This window comes from Burkholderia sp. Ap-955 (genome assembly GCF_011753045.1).
In the GTDB taxonomy this organism is placed as follows: Bacteria; Pseudomonadota; Gammaproteobacteria; order Burkholderiales; family Burkholderiaceae; genus Burkholderia; species Burkholderia lata_D.
The window spans coordinates 1-22,565 of sequence record NZ_VWWH01000025.1 but is presented as its reverse complement, the minus strand read 5'-3'; the positions used below and the strand labels follow the sequence as shown (position 1 = coordinate 22,565).

At 67.3% G+C, this 22,565-nt stretch carries 22 protein-coding genes and 1 pseudogene; 16 read left to right on the top strand and 7 right to left on the bottom strand.

Annotated features, from left to right (window positions below):
- Positions 1 to 54: 54 nt before the first annotated feature.
- Positions 55 to 1,341, bottom strand: a complete 1,287-nt coding sequence (locus F3J15_RS16060; protein WP_089483928.1) for an MFS transporter — start codon at positions 1,339 to 1,341, stop codon at positions 55 to 57.
- A 34-nt stretch (positions 1,342 to 1,375) separates the two neighbouring features.
- Positions 1,376 to 2,806: a M20 family metallopeptidase gene (locus tag F3J15_RS16055; protein WP_166892416.1), complete on the bottom strand. Its 1,431-nt coding sequence runs from the start codon at positions 2,804 to 2,806 to the stop codon at positions 1,376 to 1,378.
- 166 nt (positions 2,807 to 2,972) lie between these two features.
- On the opposite strand from F3J15_RS16055, the gene F3J15_RS16050 reads away from it, so the two are divergent.
- The 4 genes from F3J15_RS16050 (at position 2,973) to F3J15_RS16035 (ending at position 6,697) form a co-directional block, all read left to right on the top strand.
- Positions 2,973 to 3,926 (top strand): LysR family transcriptional regulator, encoded by a 954-nt coding sequence (locus F3J15_RS16050; protein WP_166892413.1) that lies wholly within the window; start codon positions 2,973 to 2,975, stop codon positions 3,924 to 3,926.
- Between the two features lie 64 nt (positions 3,927 to 3,990).
- On the top strand, positions 3,991 to 5,118 hold the full coding sequence (mnmH, locus tag F3J15_RS16045) for a tRNA 2-selenouridine(34) synthase MnmH (protein ID WP_089445568.1): 1,128 nt from the start codon (positions 3,991 to 3,993) through the stop codon (positions 5,116 to 5,118).
- Positions 5,115 to 6,173 carry a permease gene (locus F3J15_RS16040; RefSeq protein ID WP_166892411.1) on the top strand — a complete coding sequence of 353 codons (1,059 nt, stop codon included), beginning with the start codon at positions 5,115 to 5,117 and terminating at the stop codon, positions 6,171 to 6,173. The genes mnmH and F3J15_RS16040 overlap by 4 nt, the downstream gene beginning before the upstream one ends.
- Positions 6,174 to 6,274: 101 nt before the next feature.
- Positions 6,275 to 6,697, top strand: a complete 423-nt coding sequence (locus tag F3J15_RS16035) for a hypothetical protein (protein ID WP_021157006.1) — start codon at positions 6,275 to 6,277, stop codon at positions 6,695 to 6,697.
- A 38-nt stretch (positions 6,698 to 6,735) separates the two neighbouring features.
- Here F3J15_RS16035 and F3J15_RS16030 read toward each other — a convergent pair whose 3' ends face one another.
- Entirely contained in the window at positions 6,736 to 7,569 is an 834-nt protein-coding gene (locus F3J15_RS16030; RefSeq protein WP_089494787.1) for an ABC transporter permease, read from the bottom strand.
- Positions 7,570 to 7,575: 6 nt separating this feature from the next.
- Positions 7,576 to 8,490, bottom strand: a complete 915-nt coding sequence (gene nodI, locus F3J15_RS16025; RefSeq protein ID WP_069247891.1) for a nodulation factor ABC transporter ATP-binding protein NodI — start codon at positions 8,488 to 8,490, stop codon at positions 7,576 to 7,578.
- Between the two features lie 340 nt (positions 8,491 to 8,830).
- Between nodI and F3J15_RS16020 the strand changes: the two genes are divergently transcribed.
- Positions 8,831 to 9,328 (top strand): universal stress protein, encoded by a 498-nt coding sequence (locus F3J15_RS16020; RefSeq protein ID WP_039358765.1) that lies wholly within the window; start codon positions 8,831 to 8,833, stop codon positions 9,326 to 9,328.
- A 97-nt stretch (positions 9,329 to 9,425) separates the two neighbouring features.
- On the opposite strand, the gene F3J15_RS16015 is transcribed toward F3J15_RS16020, so the two are convergent.
- From F3J15_RS16015 to lexA, 3 genes are read right to left on the bottom strand one after another with little or no spacing between them, the layout of a single operon-like run.
- On the bottom strand, positions 9,426 to 10,136 hold the full coding sequence (locus tag F3J15_RS16015) for a DUF2939 domain-containing protein (RefSeq protein ID WP_166892408.1): 711 nt from the start codon (positions 10,134 to 10,136) through the stop codon (positions 9,426 to 9,428).
- A 29-nt stretch (positions 10,137 to 10,165) separates the two neighbouring features.
- Positions 10,166 to 10,501, bottom strand: a complete 336-nt coding sequence (locus F3J15_RS16010; protein WP_006476078.1) for a hypothetical protein — start codon at positions 10,499 to 10,501, stop codon at positions 10,166 to 10,168.
- Positions 10,502 to 10,526: 25 nt separating this feature from the next.
- Positions 10,527 to 11,174 (bottom strand): transcriptional repressor LexA, encoded by a 648-nt coding sequence (gene lexA / locus F3J15_RS16005; protein ID WP_009689103.1) that lies wholly within the window; start codon positions 11,172 to 11,174, stop codon positions 10,527 to 10,529.
- On the opposite strand from lexA, the pseudogene F3J15_RS38225 reads away from it, so the two are divergent.
- The 11 genes and pseudogenes from F3J15_RS38225 to F3J15_RS15955 all read left to right on the top strand — a co-directional run.
- Positions 11,145 to 11,255 (top strand): annotated as a pseudogene (locus F3J15_RS38225) (sodium:proton symporter); the annotation flags it as partial. The gene lexA and the pseudogene F3J15_RS38225 overlap by 30 nt on opposite strands.
- 183 nt (positions 11,256 to 11,438) lie before the next feature.
- Positions 11,439 to 12,476 (top strand): sulfate ABC transporter substrate-binding protein, encoded by a 1,038-nt coding sequence (locus tag F3J15_RS16000; RefSeq protein ID WP_011351893.1) that lies wholly within the window; start codon positions 11,439 to 11,441, stop codon positions 12,474 to 12,476.
- A gap of 122 nt (positions 12,477 to 12,598) precedes the next feature.
- Positions 12,599 to 13,492 (top strand): sulfate ABC transporter permease subunit CysT, encoded by an 894-nt coding sequence (cysT, locus tag F3J15_RS15995; protein ID WP_069247894.1) that lies wholly within the window; start codon positions 12,599 to 12,601, stop codon positions 13,490 to 13,492.
- The gene (gene cysW / locus F3J15_RS15990; protein WP_166892405.1) at positions 13,489 to 14,439 is read left to right on the top strand and encodes a sulfate ABC transporter permease subunit CysW; all 951 of its coding nucleotides are present in this window, start codon (positions 13,489 to 13,491) and stop codon (positions 14,437 to 14,439) included. The genes cysT and cysW overlap by 4 nt, the downstream gene beginning before the upstream one ends.
- A 13-nt stretch (positions 14,440 to 14,452) precedes the next feature.
- Positions 14,453 to 15,511, top strand: a complete 1,059-nt coding sequence (locus tag F3J15_RS15985; RefSeq protein WP_069247896.1) for a sulfate ABC transporter ATP-binding protein — start codon at positions 14,453 to 14,455, stop codon at positions 15,509 to 15,511.
- Positions 15,512 to 15,586: 75 nt separating this feature from the next.
- Complete coding sequence (locus tag F3J15_RS15980) at positions 15,587 to 16,513, top strand: CysB family HTH-type transcriptional regulator (RefSeq protein WP_006484201.1); 927 nt, start codon at positions 15,587 to 15,589, stop codon at positions 16,511 to 16,513.
- Positions 16,514 to 17,031: 518 nt separating this feature from the next.
- On the top strand, positions 17,032 to 17,409 hold the full coding sequence (locus tag F3J15_RS15975; protein ID WP_166892403.1) for a DUF805 domain-containing protein: 378 nt from the start codon (positions 17,032 to 17,034) through the stop codon (positions 17,407 to 17,409).
- Positions 17,410 to 17,687: 278 nt separating this feature from the next.
- On the top strand, positions 17,688 to 18,638 hold the full coding sequence (locus F3J15_RS15970; protein ID WP_166892400.1) for a sugar ABC transporter substrate-binding protein: 951 nt from the start codon (positions 17,688 to 17,690) through the stop codon (positions 18,636 to 18,638).
- Between the two features lie 145 nt (positions 18,639 to 18,783).
- Positions 18,784 to 20,397: a sugar ABC transporter ATP-binding protein gene (locus tag F3J15_RS15965; RefSeq protein ID WP_166892398.1), complete on the top strand. Its 1,614-nt coding sequence runs from the start codon at positions 18,784 to 18,786 to the stop codon at positions 20,395 to 20,397.
- Positions 20,394 to 21,413, top strand: coding sequence for an ABC transporter permease (locus tag F3J15_RS15960; protein WP_089445577.1), 1,020 nt, complete (start codon positions 20,394 to 20,396; stop codon positions 21,411 to 21,413). Before F3J15_RS15965 ends, F3J15_RS15960 begins: the two co-directional genes overlap by 4 nt.
- A 35-nt stretch (positions 21,414 to 21,448) precedes the next feature.
- A complete protein-coding gene (locus tag F3J15_RS15955; RefSeq protein ID WP_011351902.1) occupies positions 21,449 to 22,480 on the top strand; it encodes a LacI family DNA-binding transcriptional regulator in 1,032 nt (343 codons plus the stop codon).
- Positions 22,481 to 22,565 lie beyond the last annotated feature (85 nt).

Sequence of the window (22,565 nt, the reverse complement as noted above, 5' to 3'; positions counted from 1 at the left end):
CGATGCCGCGGCGGGCCGCACCGGCGGCGCATCGCTGCGCCGCCGTTTCTTCCGTCATCGCATCTTGAGCCGTGTGCGCGCGACGAACAGCGCGGCGAGGCTCAGCAGCGCGCAGCCCATCAGATAGAGCGCCGGCGACAGCCGGTTGCCGGTCGCGCTGATCAGCCAGGTGATGACGAACGGCGCGAAGCCGCCGAACAGCGTGACACCCGTGTTGTAGCTGACCGCGAGCCCCGTTGCGCGGGTCTGCGACGGGAACAGCTCGGCCATCAGCGCCGGCAGCGCGCCGCAGTACATCGCCTTCAGCGCACCGATCCAGACCAGGGCGGCGAGCATCGTCGCGAACGACGCGTGACGCGTGAGCCACGCGAACGTCGGGTACACGGTGACGAGCATCAGGACCGCCGCGACCGCCATCATGCGGATCCGCCCGGTACGATCGGACAGGTGGCCGACGACCGGCGTGACGAGCGTGAGCACGAAGCCGGTCGCGAGCGTCGCCGCGAAGCCCGTCGATGCGGGCAGGCCGAGCTGCTTGATCGCATAGGTCGGCATGTACAGGATCATGTAGTTGATCGCGGTCGAGATCACGAGCGCGCCGATCGACAGCAGCACCCGCACCTTTTGTTCCGCGAACAGCTCGCGCACCGGCGCTTCCGAGCGTGCCTGCGTCTTGAACTCGACGCCTTCGTCGACGTAGCGGCGGATGTACAGCCCGACCGGGCCGATCGCGAGCCCGAACAGGAACGGCACGCGCCAGCCCCAGCTCTCGAGTTGCGCGGTCGTCAGCGTGGAGGTCAGCAACGCGCCGAAGCCCGACGCGAGCAGCGTCGCGAGACCCTGGCTCGCGAACTGCCAGCTCGACATGAAACCGCGCCGCTGCGGGGCGTGCTCGACGAGGAACGCGGTCGAGCTCGCGAATTCGCCGCCCGCGGAAAAGCCCTGCATCAGCCGCGACAGCATGATCCCGAGCGGCGCGAGCAGGCCGATCGATGCATAGGTCGGCATCAGTGCGATCAGCAGCGTGCCGGCCATCATCATCGCGATCGACAGCAGCAGCGACGCCTTGCGGCCCGCGCGATCCGCGTATGCGCCGAGCACGAAGCCGCCGATCGGCCGGATCAGGTAGGACAGCCCGAACGTGCCGAGCGTCAGCATCAGCGACGTCGCTTCGCTGGTGGCGGGGAAGAACAGCTTGGCGATCGTCACCGCGAAGAAGCCGTAGACGATCAGGTCGAACCATTCGAGTGCGTTGCCGATCGACGCCGCGAAGATGATGCGCCGGATCTTCGCGGCGCTGGGGCGGGCGGCTTCCTGCGAGGTCAGGGTGGTCGTATTCATCGTGTGTGCAGGTCCCGTGAAAGGGCGAAGCGCGTTACAGGGCGGCGCCGGCCGCGGCGGCCGCGGCGGGCGCTGCGCAGCGAGCGGTCGGCGCGTCGTCGCCGAGATCCCAGAAGAGGCCGGCCATCATCTGCAGCCCCTCGCTGACGACGCTCGCGAGCAGGTGCTCGTCCGGTGCGTGCTGCGAGCACGCCGGGTACGAGTGCGGCACCCACAGCGTCGGCAGCCCGAGCGTGTCGGCGAACACTTCGTTCGGCAGCGTGCCGCCGAGATTCGGCAGGATCGCGGGCTTCTTGCCGGTGGTCCGCGCGAGCGACGCGACGGCCCAGCGCACCCACGGATCGTCCGGCGGCACGCGCGTTGCCGGTGCGCCGCGTTCGACGTCGATCTCGATATCGGCGAAGCCGTGTGCGTCGAGGTGCGTGCGCAGATGCGCGTGCAGCGCCTCCCAGTCGGTGCCGACGACGAAGCGCAACTGGCAGTGCGCATACGCGGCGGGCGGGATCGCGTTGACGGGGTGCTCGGGGTTGCCGGCCTTGAACGCGAGGATCTCGAACGTGTTCCAGCCGAACACGCGCTCGGGCGCGGTGAGGCCGGGCTCGCCCCAGTCGGCGTCGAGCGCCGGATCGCCGGGGCCGCCGCCGACGGAAAGATCGGCGAGCGCATCGCGCACGGCCGCCGGGATCGGCGGCGGACGCAGCCCCGCGACGCGAATCGCGCCGCGCGCGTCGACGAGGCTCGCGAGCGCGTGCGCGAGCACGATCGCCGGATTGCGCAGCAGCCCGCCCCAGTTGCCGGAGTGATGCGCGCCGTCACGGGCGCGCAGGCTCAGCTTGAAATTGACCGAGCCGCGCGAGCCGAGGAACACCGTCGGGCGCGCGGCGGCGATGCGCGGGCCGTCGGATGCGATCAGCACGTCGGCCGCGAGCGCGTCGCGCTCCTGGCGGCACAGCGCGTCGAGGCCCGGCGAACCCGTTTCCTCGCCCATCTCGATCAGCAGCTTCGCGTTGAAGCCGAGCCGGCCGCCGCGCGCGTCGAGCACGCTCGCCAGCGCGGCCAGGTTGATGGTGTGCTGCCCCTTGTTGTCGGCGCTGCCGCGGCCGTACCAGCGGTCGCCGTCGGCCGTCAGCGTCCACGGCGACAACGGCGCGCGCCACTGCGCGTCGTAGCCGCGCACGACGTCGCCGTGGCCGTAGATCAGCACGGTCGGCAGCGCGTCGTCTTCGTGGCGCGAGGCGAGCAGGAACGGGCCGCCGCCGTCGACGGGATTGTCGACGATCCGCGACGTGAAGCCGAGGCGCGCGGCTTCGGGGGCAATCTCGTCGGTCAGGTAGGCGCGCAGTGCGGCACCGTTGCCGCTTTCCTGGCTTTCGGTGCGAAGGCCGACGCGGCGGCTCAGGGTCGTGAAGAACGCGCCGGATTCGAACTGGTTCAGCGCGTGCTGGATGGCGGCGGTACGGCTCAAGTCGGGTCTCCTCTGTCGGGTTCGCTGCACGCGCCGGATCGGGCATGCAGCGTGAAGTGCGATCGATTCTAGGAAGCCGTTTTTTTTGTCACAATGATCGAATTTCGAACCTTTCTTTGCCGAAAAGGCAAAGCAGCGCGGCCGGCAGCCGGGCGGAGACAGAACGATGGCGGCTTTCCTGCATGGCCTGGCGTTGCGGTATTTCGTCGAAGTGGCGCGTACCGGCTCGATCAGCGACGCGTCCGCGCGGCTGCACGTGGCCGTATCCGCGATCAGCCGCCAGATCGCGAAACTGGAGAGCGAGCTCGGCGCACCGCTGTTCGAGCGCCGGCCGCGCGGGATGGCGCTGTCGGAGGCCGGCGAGCGGCTGCTGGCGTTCGCGCAGCGCAGCCTGCTGGAGGCCGAGCACGTGATGAAGGACATCGGCGGGCTCGACGCGCTGCACGGCAGCCTGCTGAAGATCGCGTGCTCGGAAGGGTTCGCGATCGACTTCCTGCCCGGCACGCTGGCCAGCTTCAAGGCGCGCCATCCGGGTGTCGATTTCTCCGTATGGGTGGTGTCGCCGGCGGACGCGACGCGGCGTGTGCGCGACGGCGATGTGGACATCGCGTTGAGCTTCAGCCTCGCGCCGGAGAAGGGCGTGCGCGTCGACCACACCGAACGCGCGCCGATTTTCGCGCTGGTGCGGCACGACCATCCGCTCGCGACGCGGGAAGCCGTGTCGCTCGCCGATGTCGCGCGTCACCCGCACGTGCTGCCCGAGGCCGGCACGACGGTGCGCCAGCTGATCGACATCGCGTGCGCGCTCGACGGGCTGCTGCTCGAGCCCGAACTGACGAGCAACAACACGGCGGCGATGTACGGCTACGCGCGGCGCACGGGCGCGGTGATGTTCACGGGGCTGCTGTCGGTGCGTGACCGCTGCGCCGCGGACGGCTTCGTCGTCGTGCCCGTGACGAACCCGCAGTTGCGCGAGCGCAGCATCCAGGTGCAGACGATGGCGGGGCGCGATCTGCCCGCGTCGGTTCGCGCATTCCGCGACCATCTGATCGATGCGATGCAGGCCGCGTCGGCGCCGCCGACTGCCGCGCGCGGCCCGAGAGGCCGGCCCGTGAGATAATCGTCAATCCGCCTTCCGTGCCCATGCGGCTCATCGAGCCGCATCGCCCCTGTTCGACGCCAAATTGAAGAACCTGATTGTCACCCTCGATCGCGCCGGCGAGTTCGACGAGATCATCGACGTGCGCACGCCGCTCGAGTTCGCCGAGGACCATATTCCCGGCGCGCTGAACGCGCCCGTGCTCAGCAACGAGGAGCGCGTGCTCGTCGGGACGATGTACCGCCAGGTGTCGCCGTACGAGGCGACCCGGGTCGGCGCGGCGATGGTCGCGCGCAACATCGCGCGCCATCTCGACACGACGTTCGCCGACCGTCCACGCAACTGGCGGCCGCTGATCTACTGCTGGCGCGGCGGCAAGCGCTCGGGCTCGATGACGACCTGGTTCAACCTGATCGGCTGGAAGGCGCGCCAGCTCGACGGCGGCTACAAGGCGTACCGCCAGTCGGTGTGCGCGACGCTCGACTCGCTGCCGACGCGCTTTCGCTACATCGCGCTCGTCGGCCATACGGGCTGCGGCAAGACGCGCCTGCTGAACGCACTGCGCGACGTGGGCGCGCAGACGCTCGATCTCGAGGCGTTGGCGTGCCATCGCGGTTCGCTGCTCGGCGCGCTGCCAGGCAAGCCGCAGCCGACGCAGAAGGGGTTCGATTCGGGGCTCGTCGAAACGCTTGGGCGTTTCGACCCCGAATGGCCGGTGTTCGTCGAGTCGGAAAGCCGCCGGATCGGGCTCGTGCAGTTGCCGATCGCGTTGATCGAAGCGTTTCACGCAGGGCCGTGGGTGCATGTCGACGCGGCGCATGACGAGCGCATCGCATTTCTCCTCGACGATTACGCGCACCTGTTCGACGAACCGGAGGCGTTCAAGGCGCAGCTCCATCGGCTGATCGGCCTGCACAGCCGCGAGCAGGTGACGCACTGGAAGGCGCTGATCGACGCAAACGCACGCGCCGAACTGTTCACCGAACTGATCGACAAGCATTACGATCCGGCCTACGCACGGACCTACCGCGCGGCATACAACAAGCCGAACCGGGCGCTGACGTTCACGTTCCGGCCCAACGCCGCCGACGGGCGCGAGCAGGCGCGTGCGCTGCTGGCCCAGCTCGCACAGGCCGGGCTACCCGCATCGGCCGCGTTTGCTGCAGGCGCGACATTCGAAACTGATCAAAACCAATCGACGACCACACGATGACGACCACACGCACCCAACCCAATCCGGCCCTCGGCTGGATGACCTTCCTGCTGATCGCGGTCGCGGGCCTGTTCTATGTGAAATGGTTCCCGTACTACAACAAGGCGTTCGTGGCCGCCGAGCACCATTCGATCGGCCAGTCGATCCTGATGGGCACGTCGGCGACCGCGCCCGAGCCGTCGCTGAAGGCCGCGCTCGACTACGCGTGGGCGTACGGCAAAGCGATCTGGCAGGCGATGGTGCTGGGCCTGCTACTCGGCTCGGCCGTGCAGGCACTGCTGCCTGCGCACTGGGTTGCGCGCGTGCTCGGTCGCACCGGCTTCGGCAGCGTGGCAGCAGGCGGCCTGCTGTCGTTGCCCGGCATGATGTGCACGTGCTGTGCGGCGCCGGTCGTCGCGGGGCTGCGTGCGCGCCATGCATCGCCGGGCGGCGCGGTCGCGTTCTGGCTCGGCAACACGGTGCTGAACCCGGCGGCGCTGGTGTTCATGGGCTTCGTGCTCGGCTGGCACTGGAGTGCGCTGCGCCTCGTGCTCGGCATCGCGATGGTGTTCGGGATCGGCTATCTGCTGAACCGTATCGCACGCCCCGAAGACCGCAGCATCGACGATGCGCAGCTCGCCGCGCTGGCGGCCGAGCAGGCCGCGGCCGGCAACCCGTTCGTCCGCTGGATGAAACTGCTCGCGCGCATGGCCGTGCGGCTCGTGCCCGAATACATCGTGCTCGTGCTGCTGCTCGGCGCCGCGCGCGCGTGGCTGTTCCCGCATATCGGCCCGGACATCGGCAATCATCTCGGCTGGATCGTCGCGTTCGCGGTCGCGGGCATGCTGTTCGTGATCCCGACGGCAGGCGAGGTGCCGATCATCCAGGCGATGCTGTCGCTCGGCATGGGCGTTGGCCCGGCCGCCGCGCTGCTGATGACGCTGCCGCCGATCAGCGTGCCCTCGCTCGCGATGCTCGCGCGTTCGTTCAAGCCGTACATGCTGGCGATCGTCGCGACGCTCGTCGTCGTGTTCGGGATCGCGAGCGGCCTGCTCGCGATCGCGTTCGGGTTCTGACGCGCGCAAGCGGCGCGCCAGCAGCGCGCAATCGTCGTATTCATCCGGCGCCGCCGTTTCACCCGTGCGGCGCCATTTACAAGAAGCAAACAGGAAAACGCATGACCCAACCGAAGATCCATCCTCGACTCGAAAAGGCGCTGACGCGCGGCGATCTCGCGATCCGCCAGGCCAATTCCGCGCGGGCGACTGCCGTGCTGAACGCACTCGGCACGATGATCATCGAGGCCTCCGCGACGATCGGCGTCGAGGCCAGTATCGACATTCCGCAAGGCGATCGCATCTACGATCCGGTCAACGGTCTGTGGCCGCAGAAGATGCTGGTGTCGTTCGACGGCCCGGTTGACGAAGCCGACAAGGAAGAGCTGCGCACGGTCTATCTGCTGGCCGACGATCCGGGTACGCAGTTCCGCGTGGAGTGGCATCGCGCGGACGGCAAGCTCGGCCGCCAGGAAGGCGGCCCGCTCGCGACCGTCGCGTTCCTGACCGACGTCGAGATCCCGTGGAGCGACGACGACGAGTAACGTCGGCCGCATGAAGCCGGCGCCTGGTGCGCCGGCCGTCAGCGCATCATCCGCCGCCGGAACAGCCACGCGGACAGCAAGAATCCGCCGACCGCGTAACCGGCGAGCACCGCGACATGCAGCGCGACGTCGGTCGCCGGCCGGCCGAGCATCGCGGGCCGGATCAACTCGACGGCATTCGCGAGCGGCAGCGCCTGCGCCGCATGCTGCGCGATCGGCGGCAACTGCGTGATCGGGAAGAACACGCCCGACAGCAGCAGCATCGGCGTCAGCACGAGCGTCTGATAAAACATGAAGAAATCGTAGGACGGCGCGAGCGCCGTGACGATCATCGCGATGCTGGCAAACGCGAGGCCCGCGAGCGCGATCACGGGCAGCGCCGCGAGCATCGACGGAAACCGCGCATAGCCGAGCGCTCCCGCGACGAGCATGATCGCGGCCCCCGACAGCATCGCCTTGCTGGCCCCCCAGACGATCTCGCCGAGCACGATGTCGCCGAGCGCGAGCGGCGTATGCATGATCGCTTCCCACGTGCGCTGCACGTGCATCCGCGAGAATCCCGAATACATCGACTCGAAGCTCGCGGACATCATCACGCTCGATCCGACCGTGCCGGCCGCGAGGAACGCGATATACGACACGCCGTCGACATGGCCGAGCATCAGCCCGAGCCCGAACCCCAGCCCGAACAGATAGATCATCGGATCGGCAAGATTGCCGAACATCGACGCAAGCGCGAGCTTGCGCCAGACGAGATAGTTGCGCCGCCAGACGGCGATCCAGTTGGTCGCGTTCGCGGGCATGGCGATCGCGAAGCGCGACACGCGCGGGGGTGCCGACGGCGCGGCGGTGGAATAGTTGCGGACGTCCATGATCGATCAGTCCTGCATTTCGCGGCCCGTGAGCCGCAGGAACACATCTTCAAGATTGGCCGGGCGATGCAGATAGCGCAACCCCGTGCGACCCTTGAGTCGTGCACTGAGCGGCTCCGGATCGCTCACGTAGCAGAACAGCGTCTCGCCGCTGATCTCGGTGTGCTTCGCGAATGCCGACAGCTCGTCGCGCAGCGTGGCCGGATCGGGCCCGTAGATCTCGATCACGTCGCAGCCGATCTCCGATTCGATCAGCGCGTGCGGCGCGCCTTCGGCGATCTTGCGGCCTTCCTCGATCACGCACAGGCGGTCGCACAGGCGCTCGGCTTCTTCCATGAAGTGCGTGGTGATCAGGATCGTCTTGCCGCGCGCGAGCAGCGAGCGCAGCCGCTCCCACATGAGGTGACGCGCCTGCGGGTCGAGGCCCGTCGTCGGCTCGTCGAGCACCAGCACATCGGGATCGTTGACGAGCGCGCGAGCGAGCGTCAGGCGGCGCTTCATGCCGCCCGACAGCTCGCCGACCTTCGCATCGGCCTTGTTCTCTAGCTTCGCGAATTCGAGCAGCGGCTTCACGAGCGCGTGCGCAGCCTGCGCCGACATGCCGAAGTAGCGGCTGAAGACGAGCAGGTTCTCGCGCACGGTGAAGTCGGGGTCGAGATTGTCGAACTGCGGGACGACCCCGACGCGCTGGCGCGCATGCCGCGCACGCGATGGAACCGGTTCGCCGCAGAGCGAAATGGTGCCTGCATCGGGATGCGTGAGGCCGAGCAGCATTTTCAGCGTGGTGGTCTTGCCGGCGCCGTTCGGCCCGAGCAGGCCATAGCATTCACCCGCCTGGACGGTGAAGGACAGGCCGTTGACGACGAGCTTGTCGCCATAGCGCTTTTCGACGTTCCGGAAATCGATCGGTGCAACGGACATGGGCATGTTGTCGTTGTAGGCGGGCGCGGAAGCGTTCCGCTGTTGCCGGATGCATGGCCGGTTGGCGAACCGATCGGACGATTGCGTGTCACACGGGCATGACCGAAGCGCACGACGCCGGCGCCTGATGGCCCGCTGGAGTACGAACGGGCCATTCTAGTGCATCGGCTGCGTCTCTTCAGGGCATGCCTGCACGGTGCGATGCATGGACGCACCGATCGTGCACTGCATCATCGCGCGCGAGCCGAGCGGGGCGAATCAGCGTTTTCCATCCCTTGCGTCCTGAATTGCGGCGCACCATGATGAATGCGTAGGCTCGGTGTTGCGACAGGGAGGTTTCATGGCTAGCTACAACAAGATTTTGCTGTGTTACGACGGCACGCTCGAAGGACGCAAGGCACTGCGTTGCGGCGCCAATCTCGCGATGGACCTGAAGGCCGAGACGCATTTGCTGTCGGTGGTCGACATGCGCTCGAGCATTGCACAGAGCGCGGGTTTGCTGACCGACGTCGCGTGCGGCCGGTTCGAGGAAACCGCGCGTGAAATCCTGCAGGAAGGGGTGAACTGGCTGCGCGAGCGCGGTGTGCAGGCCGAAGGCCATTTCGCGTTCGGCTATCCGATCGACGAAATCGCGAATCTCGCGACGGAGCTGAAGGCCGACCTCGTCGTCGTCGGCCATCGGTGCCGCAGCGGGTTGTCCAGATGGTGGATGGGGTCGGGCAACACGCAACTGCTCGATCGCGTGAACTGCAGCATCCTGGTTGCGTGTTCGTCGGCGCAGGAGCAGAAGGAAGAAATCGCGCGGGAGCGTGAGGCGGCCACGGCGAACGGCAAATGATCCAATGATTCGATGACTGCCTGACCGGCGAATCGCGTCGGTCGGGCGTCGTGTCACGTCCGTGGGGCGGGCGCTGACCGCGGCCATTCAAGACCGGTCAAGCGTGCAGGTCGATCGCGGACAACTTCCACGAGAACAGGCCGAAGCGGTGGAATATCGCCGCATAGCGCGTGCCGTCGGCACTGCGCTGGTAGGTCACGACGAATTCATCGATATTCCGGTACCCGGCGCTGGTTTGCTGCTGGTGCGGCGCATGCGTGGCATCGACCGGGCTGGCCGGTGCGGCAGCGGCGGGTGGCGGCGATGACGCAGCTGGAGCGGCCGCATTGCTGCCCGGAGCGGCTGCGCTCGCCGGGGGAGCCGGATTGGCTGCAGGCGCAGCCGGCGCATTGCTGCCTGGCGGCAGATTCGACCATTCGGGTGGGCGCTCACCTGGATTGCCACGCGGTGGCAATCCGCTCATCAGCGCGGCTACGCCTTCCGGGGTCGCGTACGCATCGACCAGCGGGCCGATCAGTGCCGACCCGATCAGCGCGCCGATCACCGCGAACGGATTGTTCTTCTTCACCGCGTCGATCCGGCGCATCAACTCTTCCGTGACCTGCTGCTTCAGGCTGATGCGCAGCGACGGGAAATCGACATATTCACTGATGGCCTGCGCATCGCGCGCATCGATCGCCGATTTCAGGCGACCGAGCGCGACGTACGGCGATGCGTACGCATAGCCGATCGCCGTAATGCTGGCGACGGCCAGCACGACGATCAGCAGGGGCTTGAGCCGCCATGCGCGGCCCGAAGATCCGGTCACGTTGCCTCCGGTGCGGGGATGTTCCGCAATCAGAGACCGCCTGGCGTGGCCGATCGTTCCTCTGCGATGCAGCGATCGATCATCCGGCACACGGCATCGATCGTGCCGACCATGATCAGGCGCGAACGGCCGTGATAGACGCGCACCGGTGCACGGCGCGCGGGTTCGGCGTGATTCAGGCCGGCGTTCAGCGATACCCGCGCGAAAGCGGGTAGCGCCGACGGCAGCAGGGACGCCTGCCGTTCGACTGCGACTTCTTCTTGCACAGGCGCCGCCGCGGACAGCGGTGCGCAGGGCGTGCGGCCGCGCAGGTGACGCAGGCGGCCGAATTGACGGAAAGGCAGCAGACGGGCAAGGCGTTCCATGGTGTTCTCCTAGCGAGACGGAATGTCAGAGTTCGCCCGAGCGAATCAGCCCGACGGCGATGCCTTCCAGCGCGAATTCCGCGCTGCCGGCCTTGACGAAGATGTTTTCGTAATCCGGGTTCTCCGCGATCAGTTCGAGACCGCCCGGCCGGCGCATCAAGCGCTTGACCGTGACGTCGTCGCCGAGACGCGCGACGATGATCTGGCCGTCCTTCGCTTCCGTGCGCTTCTGCACGGCGAGGAGGTCGCCGTCGAGGATGCCGGCGTCGCGCATCGACAGGCCGCGCACTTTCAGCAGGTAGTCGGGCTTGCTGGAGAACAGCGCGGGATCGCACGCGTAATGCTGCGAGATGTGCTCCTGCGCAAGGATCGGGCTACCGGCCGCGACGCGGCCGACGAGCGGCAGCGACAACTGCATCAGGCCGGCGTGCGGCAGCGTGAACTGGTGCGGGGCATCGTCGATGCCGAGCAGGCGGATGCCGCGCGACGCGCCGGCGGCCAGCTCGATCACACCCTTGCGCGCCAGCGCGCGCAGGTGCTCCTCGGCCGCATTCGGCGAACTGAAGCCCAGTTCGGCCGCGATCTCGGCACGGGTGGGCGGGAATCCGGAGCGCTCGATCGCGCGACGGATCAAGTCGAACACTTGCTGCTGACGGGCGGTGAGTTTGGTCATGGCTCAACTGTATGGATAGACAGTGAGCTGTATTTTTATACAGTAGTCCGCGAATTTCAAGTGTTACTTGAGGTTCGACGCGATCATGCCGGTTCCGACGCGATTTCACGATGCCCGGACGCCGGTTCATCCGCCACAACCGTCCATCCCGTCTGCGTTAGCACTTTTGAGTATTAAAAAATAAGGAACGATTATTTTTAATCATGTAACCCGTTCGTTAGACTGGCCCGACATCGCAATACCGACAACACTGGAGAACCAAGGATGGGCAAGCGCAACACGGGGCTGGTGGGCGGAGTGGGCCGCCTGATCGCAACACTCGCGCTGGGCGCGGCGGCGGCGCTGGGCGTCGCGACGCACGCACAGGCCGATACGACCTTCCTGAACGTGTCGTACGACCCGACGCGCGAGCTGTATCAGGACTTCAACCAGGCGTTCGGCAAGGAGTGGAAGGCGAAGACGGGCGAGACCGTCAACTTCAAGCAGTCGCACGGCGGTTCGGGCGCGCAGGCGCGCTCGGTGCTCGACGGCCTGCAGGCCGACGTCGTCACGCTGGCGCTCGCGTACGACATCGATGCCCTCGCGAACAAGGGGCTCGTCAACAAGGACTGGCAGAAGCGCCTGCCCGACAACGCGTCGCCGTACACGTCGACGATCGTGTTCCTGGTGCGCAAGGGCAATCCGAAGGGGATCAAGGACTGGGACGACCTGACCAAGCCGGGCATCTCGATCGTCACGCCGAATCCGAAGACGTCGGGCGGCGCGCGCTGGAACTACCTGGCCGCATGGGCCTATGCGGTGCACAAGCCGGGCGGCAACGAGCAGACGGCGAAGGAATTCGTCACGAAGCTCTACAAGAACGCCGGCGTGCTCGATTCGGGCGCGCGCGGCGCGACCACGAGCTTCGTGCAGCGCGGGATCGGCGACGTGCTGATCGCATGGGAAAACGAGGCATTCCTGTCGGTCAAGGAATTCGGTACCGACAAGTTCGAGATCGTCGTGCCGTCGGTGAGCATCCTGGCCGAGCCGCCCGTTGCGGTGGTCGACAAAGTGGTCGACAAGAAGGGCACGCGCAAGCTGGCCGATGCCTACCTGAACTTCCTGTACAGCCCGCAGGGCCAGGAGATCGCGGCGCGCAACTACTACCGGCCGCGTTCGAAGAACGTGCCGGCGGAGCTGACGAAGCAGTTCCCGAAGCTGAAGCTGTACACGGTCGACGATACCTTCGGCGGCTGGACGAATGCGCAGAAGACGCATTTCGCGGACGGCGGCGTGTTCGATTCGATCTACAAGCCGCAGTAACGCCATAACGACAGCGGCGCGCCACGATAGCGCGCCGCATCCCCGACGGCCCGCCGGCGCGATTCACTGCGCCGGCGTTTGCGTCGGACCCATGAGCAGCACCGACCCAGCAAGAGCATCCGATGACGACGTACACCTTTCGCAAGCCGAGCGCGCTGCCCGGTTTCGGCGTGACGCTAGGCATCACGGTGGCCTATTTGAGCCTCGTGGTGCTGATACCGCTCGCCGCCACGTTCCTGAAGACCGCGACACTGTCGTGGGACCAGTTCGTCACCGCCGTCACGTCGCCGCGCGTGCTCGCGTCGTACCGGCTGACGTTCTCCGCCGCGCTCGGCGGCGCGCTGATCAACGCCGTGTTCGGTTTCCTCGTCGCGTGGGTACTCGTGCGCTACACGTTCCCGTTCAAGCGGCTCGTCGATGCGATCGTCGACCTGCCGTTTGCACTTCCGACGTCGGTCGCCGGCATTTCGCTCGCGGCCGTTTACGCGACCAACGGCTGGGTCGGCCAGTATCTGGCGCCGCTCGGCATCAAGATCGCGTTCACGCCGGCCGGCGTGCTGGTCGCGCTGACCTTCATCGGGCTGCCGTTCGTCGTGCGCACGGTGCAGCCGGTGCTCGAGGATTTCGAGCGCGAGCAGGAAGAGGCCGCCGCGTGCCTCGGCGCGTCGCGCTGGCTGACGTTCCGCCGCGTCGTGCTGCCGGCCGTGCTGCCGGCGCTCCTCACCGGGTTCGCGCTCTCGTTCGCGCGCGCGCTCGGCGAATACGGCTCGGTGATCTTCATCGCCGGCAACGTGCCGATGAAATCCGAGATCACGTCGCTGCTCATCATCACGAAGCTCGAGCAGTACGACTACGCGGGCGCGACCGCGCTCGCGGTCGTGATGCTCGTCGTGTCGTTCCTGATGCTGCTGCTGATCAACACGCTGCAGTGGTATCTGCAGCGCCGCACGAGCAAGGGCGCGAGCGGCCCCGCGCCCGCCGCCGTCATCGCTACCGCAGCAGGAGGCCAGCAATGAACCAGGAGGCCACCGTCGTGCTGAAAACCCCGTCTGCGGACGCGCAAGGGCGCGCCGCGAAGCGGCTCGACCCCGTCAGCGAGTCGCGCGTCGTGCGCTGGCTGCTCACGGGCATCGCGCTGGCGTTCCTCGCGTTTTTCCTCGTCGTGCCGCTCGCCGCGGTGTTCGTCGAGGCGCTGAGAAAGGGCGTCGGCTTCTATTTCGAATCGCTGGCCGATCCCGATGCGTGGTCGGCGATCAAGCTGACACTGACCGTCGCCGTGATCGCGGTGCCGCTGAACCTCGTGTTCGGCGTGTGTGCCTCGTGGGCGATCGCGAAGTTCGAATTCCGTGGCAAGGCGCTGCTGACGACGCTGATCGACCTGCCGTTCTCGGTGTCGCCGGTGATCTCGGGCCTTGTATACGTGCTGTTGTTCGGCGCGCAAGGCTGGCTCGGGCCGTGGCTGCAGGCGCACGACGTGCAGATCATCTTCGCGGTGCCGGGCATCGTGCTCGCGACGATCTTCGTCACGTTCCCGTTCGTCGCGCGCGAACTGATTCCGCTGATGCAGGCGCAAGGCACCGACGAGGAAGAAGCCGCGCGCGTGCTCGGCGCGTCGGGCTGGCAGATCTTCCGCCGCGTGACGCTGCCGAACGTGAGGTGGGGCCTGCTGTACGGCGTGATCCTGTGCAATGCGCGCGCGATGGGCGAGTTCGGCGCGGTGTCGGTCGTGTCCGGCCACATCCGCGGCGTGACCGACACGATGCCGCTGCACGTGGAGATTCTGTACAACGAATACAACTTCGCGGCGGCGTTCGCGGTGGCGTCAGTGCTGGCGCTGCTCGCGCTCGTCACGCTCGCGCTGAAGCTGATCGCCGAGCGTCATCTCGCGGCCGAACTGGCCGACGCGCACGACGCCGTTCCCGCACATGCCGGCCCCGTCGGCGCCGTTTCGTCGAAATCGTAAAGAGGCAACCAGAATGGGTATCACCGTCCGTAACCTTCAGAAGCGCTTCGGCGATTTCACGGCGCTCGACAACGTATCGCTCGACTTCCCGCCGGGCGAGCTGGTCGCGCTGCTCGGGCCGTCCGGCTGCGGCAAGACCACGCTGCTGCGCGTGATCGCGGGCCTCGAGCACGCGGACGCCGGCCAGGTCGTGCTGCAGGGGCTCGACGTGGCATCCGTCGGCGCGCGCGACCGCCAGGTCGGCTTCGTGTTCCAGCACTACGCACTGTTCCGCCACATGACGGTCTTCGAGAACGTCGCGTTCGGGCTGCGCGTGAAGCCGCGCCGCGAGCGGCCGTCGGAAAGCGCGATCCGTGAGAAGGTGCACGAGTTGCTGAAGCTCGTGCAGCTCGACTGGCTCGCGCAGCGCTATCCGTCCGAGCTGTCGGGCGGCCAGCGCCAGCGTATCGCGCTCGCCCGCGCGCTCGCGGTCGAGCCGAAGGTGCTGCTGCTCGACGAGCCGTTCGGCGCGCTCGACGCGAAGGTCCGCAAGGAGCTGCGCGGCTGGCTGCGTCGCCTGCACGACGACCTGCACATCTCGACGATCTTCGTCACGCACGACCAGGAGGAGGCGCTGGAAGTCGCGGACCGCATCGTCGTGCTGAACCGCGGCCACGTCGAGCAGGTCGGCAGCCCGCAGGACGTCTACGATCATCCGCAGAGCGCATTCGTCTACGAGTTCCTCGGCGCGGCCAACCGGTTGCCGGGCACGGTCGCCGGGCGTGGCTTCGTCGCCGAGGGGGCGGCCGCGCCGATCGAGGTCGACGCCGATTTCGCCGGTCCCGCGAACGCCTATGTGCGCCCGCACGACCTTCAGCTGTGGCCGGTCGGCGAAGGGCACCGCGACGGCATCGCGGTGGACGTGCGCCGCGTGATCCCGCTCGGCGGCTCGGTGCGCGTGGAGCTCGAGGCGCGCGCGGGCGGTGCGCTCGAGGCCGAACTCGATCGCGATGCGTGGCGGGCGCTGTCGCTGCAGGTCGGCGACGGTGCGACGGCCGTGCCGCGCGCGGTGCGTGTGTTTCCCGCGCGTTGACGAGCAAATACAGGGCAGGGGGCGGAACATGCTCCGAATCGACAATCAAACAACGACAGCCTAAGAGGCATACCCATGAATTTTCAGCAATTGCGGTTCGTGCGCGAAGCGGTGCGCCAGAACATGAACCTGACGGAAGTCGCGAACGTGCTGTACACGTCGCAGTCGGGCGTGTCGAAGCAGATCAAGGATCTCGAGGATGAGCTGGGCGTCGACATCTTCATCCGGCGCGGCAAGCGGCTGACGGGGCTCACGGAGCCCGGCAAGGCCGTGCACCAGTTGATCGAGCGGATGCTGCTCGACGCCGAGAACCTGCGCCGCGTCGCGCGCCAGTTCGCCGACCAGGACAGCGGTCACCTCGTCGTCGCGACGACGCACACGCAGGCACGCTACGCACTGCCGAAGGTGATCCGCCAGTTCACCGACGTGTTCCCGAAGGTGCATCTCGCGCTGCGTCAGGGCAGCCCACAGCAGATCGCGCAGATGATCCTGAACGGCGAGGCCGATCTCGGCATCTCGACCGAAGCGCTCGACCGCTATCCGGACATCGTCACGTTCCCGTGCTATTCGTGGCACCACACGGTCGTCGTGCCGAAGGGCCATCCGCTCGTCGGCCGCGAGAACCTGACGCTCGAGGAAATCGCCGAGTACCCGATCATCACGTACGACCAGGACTTCACGGGCCGCTCGCATATCGACCAGGCGTTCACGCAGGCGGGCGCCGTGCCCGACGTCGTGCTGACCGCGATCGACGCGGACGTGATCAAGACTTATGTCGAGCTCGGCATGGGGATCGGCGTGGTCGCGGCGATGGCCTACGATCCGCAGCGCGACACGGGGCTCGTCGCGCTCGATACACAGCACCTGTTCGAGGCGAGCACGACGCGGGTCGGGCTGCGCAAGGGCGCGTTCCTGCGCGCATACGCATACCGGCTGATCGAGATGTTCGCGCCGCACCTGAACGAAGCGGAAATCGCGGGGCTGTTGCGCGAAGCCGTTTGACGACGGCGCGTCGCGCGCCATCCGCGCGCTCACCGCGGATGGCGCGACGTACCGGCGCGGGTTGTCATGTATTGGGCAGCGGCAGGCGATCCGCCGCTGCCTGGGTAGTTCGACTCACCGTATCATCGACCGCCATCGCGGTTTCCCGTCAGCCTCTTCGCCGCACGCGGCGAACGACATGTATTCGCTTGCCGGCACGACGACAAGAACACAAGAGGGTGCGCGTGTACGCCTCGTTTCGGGTTCGGCCATTTGCCGCATCGAGCGATCCATTGGCCGGCAAATGTGATTCAATGCGCGTGAATGCCGGGTGACGTGCGCTCGGGCCGTCCCTTGGCCGCCATCGTGCCGGCCGGATCGATCGCACCAGCGACGCAATGCGTAACACCGGGAGACGGTGCGAAAGGCGAAGCCGGCAGCCCGTCCACCTTCACAAAACAAGGCATGCGGATTGCCGGTCCCGACACGCTTGGAGACATATCGCGCAGCACGCAACACGCGTGACGAAGAGGTAAACAATGAACCTGAAATGGTTTCTCTTCTCCTTCGAAGGCCGGATCGGGCGCCTGCCGTGGTGGATCTACGCGCTGGTTTCCACGGTGCTCAGTGCGATTTTCGATGCGAATTCGCGCAGTGCGCCGGAAGACGATCTGCCGCTGCTGGTGATGCTGGTGGTTGTCGTCATCGCGGTGTGGTCGTCGATTGCGGTCGGCGTGAAGCGGCTGCACGACATCGACAAGTCGGGATGGTGGATGCTGCTGTTGTTCGTGCCGATCGTCGGTGCGCTTGCGTTGTTCGTGATGAACGGCTTCATCGCCGGCACGCCGCATGCGAACCGCTTCGGCGAGCCGCCGTCGGCCGATGAAGACGAACCGGCGCCGCGGGACCCGGCGTGACTCGCGCTCCGAATAAACCCTTAAATATTGATCAGACAGGTTGCACACCGACGCGAATCGGTACAGCATAGCCTTCACTCCGCCGGCGTCCCGCCGGCGGTGGCGCGTCAACAACAGCACGCGCCAGGCAGTCGGCCGTCTGCCTCGCTTCCATTCCGTGGTACCGACAGCAGCATCGATGGCCATTGCCCGGGTAGTGTGGCGCAAACGTTTGCTCACATTAAAACAACAGTCAAACAATAGTCCGGCCCTTGGGGGCCGGTCGCCAGGAGATGAGTATGAATGTCCTCTTTCGCCGTCGCTTCCTGACCGCCGCGCTCGCCGCCGTCGCGGTTGCCGCCGCACCGGCCGTCCACGCGCAATCTGCAGCCAAGCCGAAGGTCGCGCTCGTGATGAAGTCGCTCGCCAACGAGTTCTTCCTGACGATGGAAACGGGCGCGAAGGAATACCAGAAACACAACGCGGGCCAGTTCGAGCTGATCACCAACGGCATCAAGGACGAGACCGACACCGCGAACCAGATCCGCATCGTCGAGCAGATGATCGTGTCGAAGGTCGACGCGATTGTGCTCGCGCCGGCGGATTCGAAGGCGCTCGTGCCGGTCGTGAAGAAGGCGGTCGACGCGGGCATCGTCGTCGTGAACATCGACAACCGGCTCGATCCCGACGTGCTGAAGTCGAAGAACCTGAACGTGCCGTTCGTCGGCCCGGACAACCGCAAGGGCGCGCGCAAGATCGGCGATTACCTCGCGAAGCGGCTGAAGGCGGGCGACCAGGTCGGCATCGTCGAAGGCGTGTCGACGACGACCAATGCGCAGCAGCGCACGGCCGGCTTCCAGGACGCGATGAAGGCGGGCGGGATGAAGGTCGTGTCGGTGCAGTCCGGCGAATGGGAGATCGACAAGGGCAATGCGGTCGCCGCCGCGATGCTCAACGAATACCCGAACCTGAAGGCGCTGCTGTGCGGCAACGACAACATGGCGATCGGCGCCGTGTCGGCCGTGCGCGCGGCCGGCAAGCAGGGCAAGGTGCTCGTGGTCGGCTACGACAACATCAACGCGATCAAGCCGATGCTGAAGGACGGCCGCGTGCTCGCGACCGCCGATCAGTACGCGGCGAAGCAGGCCGTGTTCGGTATCGACACGGCGCTCAAGGCGATTGCCGAGCATCGCAAGCAGGCCGACATGTCGGGCGTGGTCGAGACGCCGGTGGATCTCGTGACGAAGTGACGCAGCCCCGATGCGGCCGCCGCCCTCAAGAATCTCGCGCGGCGGCCGTTATCCGAGGTGAGCGCGATCACGGCCACTGCATGCACATGCACTTGTGAGCGTCACACCCGCGCGCCGCGTGCGCGCGGCCGCAACCAGGATCGCGATGGACCCGACTTTCCAACCCTCCCGCGCAGCCACTCCCGTGCTGTCCGTATCCGGCGTCGGCAAGACCTACGCCGAACCCGTGCTCGCCGACGTCACGCTGACGCTCGAGGCGGGCCACGCGCTTGCGTTGACGGGCGAGAACGGCGCCGGCAAGAGCACGCTGTCGAAGATCATCGGCGGGCTCGTCGAACCGACCGCCGGCACGATGCGGCTCGGTGGCAAGCCGTATGCGCCGGCGAGCCGCACGCAGGCCGAGGCACTCGGCGTGCGCATGGTGATGCAGGAGCTGAACCTGCTGCCGACACTGACGGTTGCCGAAAACCTGTTCCTGAACCGCCTGCCGCGGCGTTTCGGGATCATCGATCGCGCGCGGCTGCGCGACGATGCGCGGGCCGCGATGGCGCAGGTCGGGCTCGACACGGTCGACCCCGATACGCCGGTAGGCGCGCTCGGCATCGGCCACCAGCAAATGGTCGAGATCGCGCGCAACCTGATCGGCGACTGCCGCGTGCTGATTCTCGACGAACCGACCGCGATGCTGACCGCGCGTGAAGTCGAGCTGCTGTTCGAGCAGATCGACCGGCTGAAGGCGCGCGGCGTCGCGATCGTCTACATCTCGCACCGGCTCGAGGAACTCGCGCGGGTCGCCGAGCGCGTCGCGGTGCTGCGCGACGGCCGGCTCGTCCATGCGGGCGACATGGCGGCGACGACGTCCGACGGGCTCGTCACGCTGATGGTCGGGCGCGAGATCGGCGAGCACATCGATCTCGGCGAGCGTCGTATCGGCGCGCCGCGGCTCGTCGTGTCGGGCCTCACCCGCGGGACGGCGGTGCGCGACGTGTCGCTCGAGGTGCGCGCGGGCGAGATCTTCGGCATCTCGGGGTTGATCGGTGCGGGACGTACCGAGCTGCTGCGGCTGATCTACGGCGCGGACGCGCCGGACGCGGGGACGATCGCGATCGGCCAGCCGCCGAAGCCGGTGCGGATCGGTTCGCCCGTCGAGGCGGTGAAGCAAGGCATCGCGCTGATCACCGAGGATCGCAAAGGCGAAGGGCTGCTGCTGACGCAGTCAATCACCGCAAACGTGTCGCTCGGCCAGCTCGACCGGCTCGCGCGCGGCGGGATCGTCGACGGGGCGCGCGAAACGGCGCTCGCCGAGCAGCAGATCGATGCGCTGCGGATCCGCACGCACGGCGCGACGCAGGCGGTCGGCGAACTGTCGGGTGGCAACCAGCAGAAGGTCGTGATCGGCCGCTGGCTCGCACGCGACATGGGCGTGTTGCTGTTCGACGAGCCGACGCGCGGGATCGACGTCGGCGCAAAGTTCGAGATCTACACGTTGATGGGCGCGCTCGCGCGCGAAGGCCGCGCGCTCGTCGTCGTGTCGAGCGACCTGCGCGAGCTGATGCTGATCTGCGACCGGATCGGCGTGATGTCGGCCGGGCGCATGACCGCCGTGTTCGAGCGCGGCAACTGGACCCAGGATGCGCTGCTGGCCGCGGCGTTCGCCGGCTTCGGCCGCGAGACGCCGCCGGGCGGCGCGCAGCATCCGGACGCGGGGCAGGCGCCAGGCGCCGCTCCCGGTACTTCGAATACAGGACGACAGCAATGACCCAGCCTCCCGTAACCCCGACCGACGCAGGCGCGCAGCAGGACCTGACGGGGCGCCGTGCGCGCACGCTGTCCGGCACGCGGCTCGGCCTGTCGAACTACCTCGGGCTCGCCGGTGCGCTCGCCGCGATGATTGCGCTGTTTTCGGTGCTGAGCTCGCATTTCCTGACCTACGATACGTTCAGCACGATCGCGAACCAGATTCCCGATCTCGTCGTGATGTCGGTCGGGATGACCTTCGTGCTGATCATCGCCGGGATCGACCTGTCGGTCGGCTCGGTGCTCGCGCTCGCCGCGTCGATGGTCAGCGTCGCCGCGCTGAAATGGCAGTGGGGGCCGCTGCCGGCCGCGCTGATCGGCATCGCGGTCGCGACCGCGACGGGCGCGCTGACGGGCGCGGTCACGGTCGGCTGGCGGATCCCGTCGTTCATCGTGTCGCTCGGCGTGCTGGAGGCCGCGCGCGGCCTCGCATACCAGCTGACGAATTCGCGCACGGCCTACATCGGCGACGCATTCGATTTCCTGTCGAACCCGATCGCGCTCGGCATCTCGCCGGCGTTCCTGATCGCGGTCGCGGTGATGATCGCGGCCCAGTTCGTGCTGACGCGGACCGTGTTCGGACGCTATCTCGTCGGGATCGGCACGAACGAAGAAGCGGTCCGGCTTGCGGGGGTTAACCCGAGGCCGTATAAAATTCTCGTATTCGCATTGATGGGCGCCCTCGCAGGGCTGGCGTCGCTGTTCCAGATTTCGCGGCTCGAGGCGGCCGACCCGAATGCGGGCGTCGGTCTCGAACTTCAGGTGATCGCCGCCGTCGTGATTGGCGGCACGAGCCTGATGGGCGGGCGCGGTTCGGTGATCAGCACGTTCTTTGGCGTGTTGATCATCTCCGTGCTGGCCGCGGGGCTGGCGCAGATCGGTGCGAACGAGCCGACGAAACGGATCATCACCGGCGCGGTGATCGTGGTGGCGGTCGTGCTCGATACGTATCGCAGCCGGCGCACACGCGTGCGGTAGAAAGACAGACAGAACAGACCAGAGAGAAACGGGAAATGGCGACGATCAAGGATGTGGCGGCCATGGCGGGCGTGTCGTTTACGACCGTCTCGCACGTGGTGAACAATTCGCGGCCGGTGTCCGCGGATGTGCGTGCGAAGGTCGAGGGCGCAATCCGCGAGCTGAATTACGTGCCGTCGGCCGTGGCACGCTCGTTGAAGGCGCGTGCGACGGCGACCATCGGCCTCGTCGTGCCGAACAGCACGAACCCGTACTTCGCGGAGCTTGCGCGCGGGATCGAGGACCAGTGCGCGGCCAACGGCTATTGCGTGTTCTTCTGCAACTCGGACGACGATCCCGTCAAGCAGCGCAACTACTTGCGCGTGCTGCAGGAAAAGCGCATCGACGGGCTGATCGTCGCATCGGCGGGCGAGGATGCGGTGCTCGCGCAGACGCTTGCGGATATCCACGCGCCGCTCGTCGTCGTCGACCGCAACATCGAGGGGCTCGCGGCCGACCTGGTGCAGATCGACCACGAGCGCGGAGCGTACCTGGCGACGCGCCATCTGCTCGAGCTCGGGCACGCGAAGATCGGCTGCATCACGGGGCCGACCGACACGGCGGTCAGCGCAATGCGCGTGCACGGCTTCATCCGCGCGATGGCCGAGCGCGGGGTCGACATCGTGCCGGGCGCGATCGCGGAAAGCGACTTCTCGTGCCTCGGCGGTTATCACGCGGCGTCGCGGCTGTTCGAATCGGTGCGGCCGAGCGCGATCTTCGCGGGCAACGACCTGATGGGCGTCGGCGCGCTGCGCGCGGCGGCCGAGCGCGGCATGCGCGTGCCCGACGACTGTTCGATCATCGGGTTCGACGACATCGAATTCTCCCGCTACACGTATCCGGCCCTGTCGACGGTCGGCCAGTCGGTGCGCGCGCTCGGCGAAATGGCCGCGCAGACGCTGATCGAGCGCATCGGCGGCGGCTCGACCGCCGTGCCGAGCCGTCGCCGCGTCGTGTCGCCGCGCCTCGTGCTGCGCGAATCGACGGCGATCTACCGCGAGCCGCCGGCCTCCGGCGGTCGCGCATGACGGCGCCCGTGGCAGGCGCCGGCCGCGTGACGGTGGTCGGCAGCCTCAACATGGATCTCGTCGTGCGCGCGCCGCGCCTGCCGCA

Bases quoted from the DNA above. Each gene is read 5' to 3' on its own strand.
- F3J15_RS16035 (WP_021157006.1), top strand. From the start codon at position 6,275: ATGACCCAACCGAAGATCCATCCTCGACTCGAAAAGGCGCTGACGCGC.
- F3J15_RS15985 (WP_069247896.1), top strand. From the start codon at position 14,453: ATGGGTATCACCGTCCGTAACCTTCAGAAGCGCTTCGGCGATTTCACG.
- F3J15_RS15955 (WP_011351902.1), top strand. From the start codon at position 21,449: ATGGCGACGATCAAGGATGTGGCGGCCATGGCGGGCGTGTCGTTTACG.
- F3J15_RS15975 (WP_166892403.1), top strand. From the start codon at position 17,032: ATGAACCTGAAATGGTTTCTCTTCTCCTTCGAAGGCCGGATCGGGCGC.
- nodI (WP_069247891.1), bottom strand. From the start codon at position 8,490: ATGTCCGTTGCACCGATCGATTTCCGGAACGTCGAAAAGCGCTATGGC.
- F3J15_RS16020 (WP_039358765.1), top strand. From the start codon at position 8,831: ATGGCTAGCTACAACAAGATTTTGCTGTGTTACGACGGCACGCTCGAA.
- F3J15_RS16060 (WP_089483928.1), bottom strand. From the start codon at position 1,341: ATGAATACGACCACCCTGACCTCGCAGGAAGCCGCCCGCCCCAGCGCC.
- F3J15_RS15960 (WP_089445577.1), top strand. From the start codon at position 20,394: ATGACCCAGCCTCCCGTAACCCCGACCGACGCAGGCGCGCAGCAGGAC.
- F3J15_RS16000 (WP_011351893.1), top strand. From the start codon at position 11,439: ATGGGCAAGCGCAACACGGGGCTGGTGGGCGGAGTGGGCCGCCTGATC.
- cysW (WP_166892405.1), top strand. From the start codon at position 13,489: ATGAACCAGGAGGCCACCGTCGTGCTGAAAACCCCGTCTGCGGACGCG.
- F3J15_RS16040 (WP_166892411.1), top strand. From the start codon at position 5,115: ATGACGACCACACGCACCCAACCCAATCCGGCCCTCGGCTGGATGACC.
- F3J15_RS15980 (WP_006484201.1), top strand. From the start codon at position 15,587: ATGAATTTTCAGCAATTGCGGTTCGTGCGCGAAGCGGTGCGCCAGAAC.
- F3J15_RS15970 (WP_166892400.1), top strand. From the start codon at position 17,688: ATGAATGTCCTCTTTCGCCGTCGCTTCCTGACCGCCGCGCTCGCCGCC.
- F3J15_RS16050 (WP_166892413.1), top strand. From the start codon at position 2,973: ATGGCGGCTTTCCTGCATGGCCTGGCGTTGCGGTATTTCGTCGAAGTG.
- lexA (WP_009689103.1), bottom strand. From the start codon at position 11,174: ATGACCAAACTCACCGCCCGTCAGCAGCAAGTGTTCGACTTGATCCGT.
- cysT (WP_069247894.1), top strand. From the start codon at position 12,599: ATGACGACGTACACCTTTCGCAAGCCGAGCGCGCTGCCCGGTTTCGGC.
- F3J15_RS16010 (WP_006476078.1), bottom strand. From the start codon at position 10,501: ATGGAACGCCTTGCCCGTCTGCTGCCTTTCCGTCAATTCGGCCGCCTG.
- F3J15_RS15965 (WP_166892398.1), top strand. From the start codon at position 18,784: ATGGACCCGACTTTCCAACCCTCCCGCGCAGCCACTCCCGTGCTGTCC.
- F3J15_RS16030 (WP_089494787.1), bottom strand. From the start codon at position 7,569: ATGGACGTCCGCAACTATTCCACCGCCGCGCCGTCGGCACCCCCGCGC.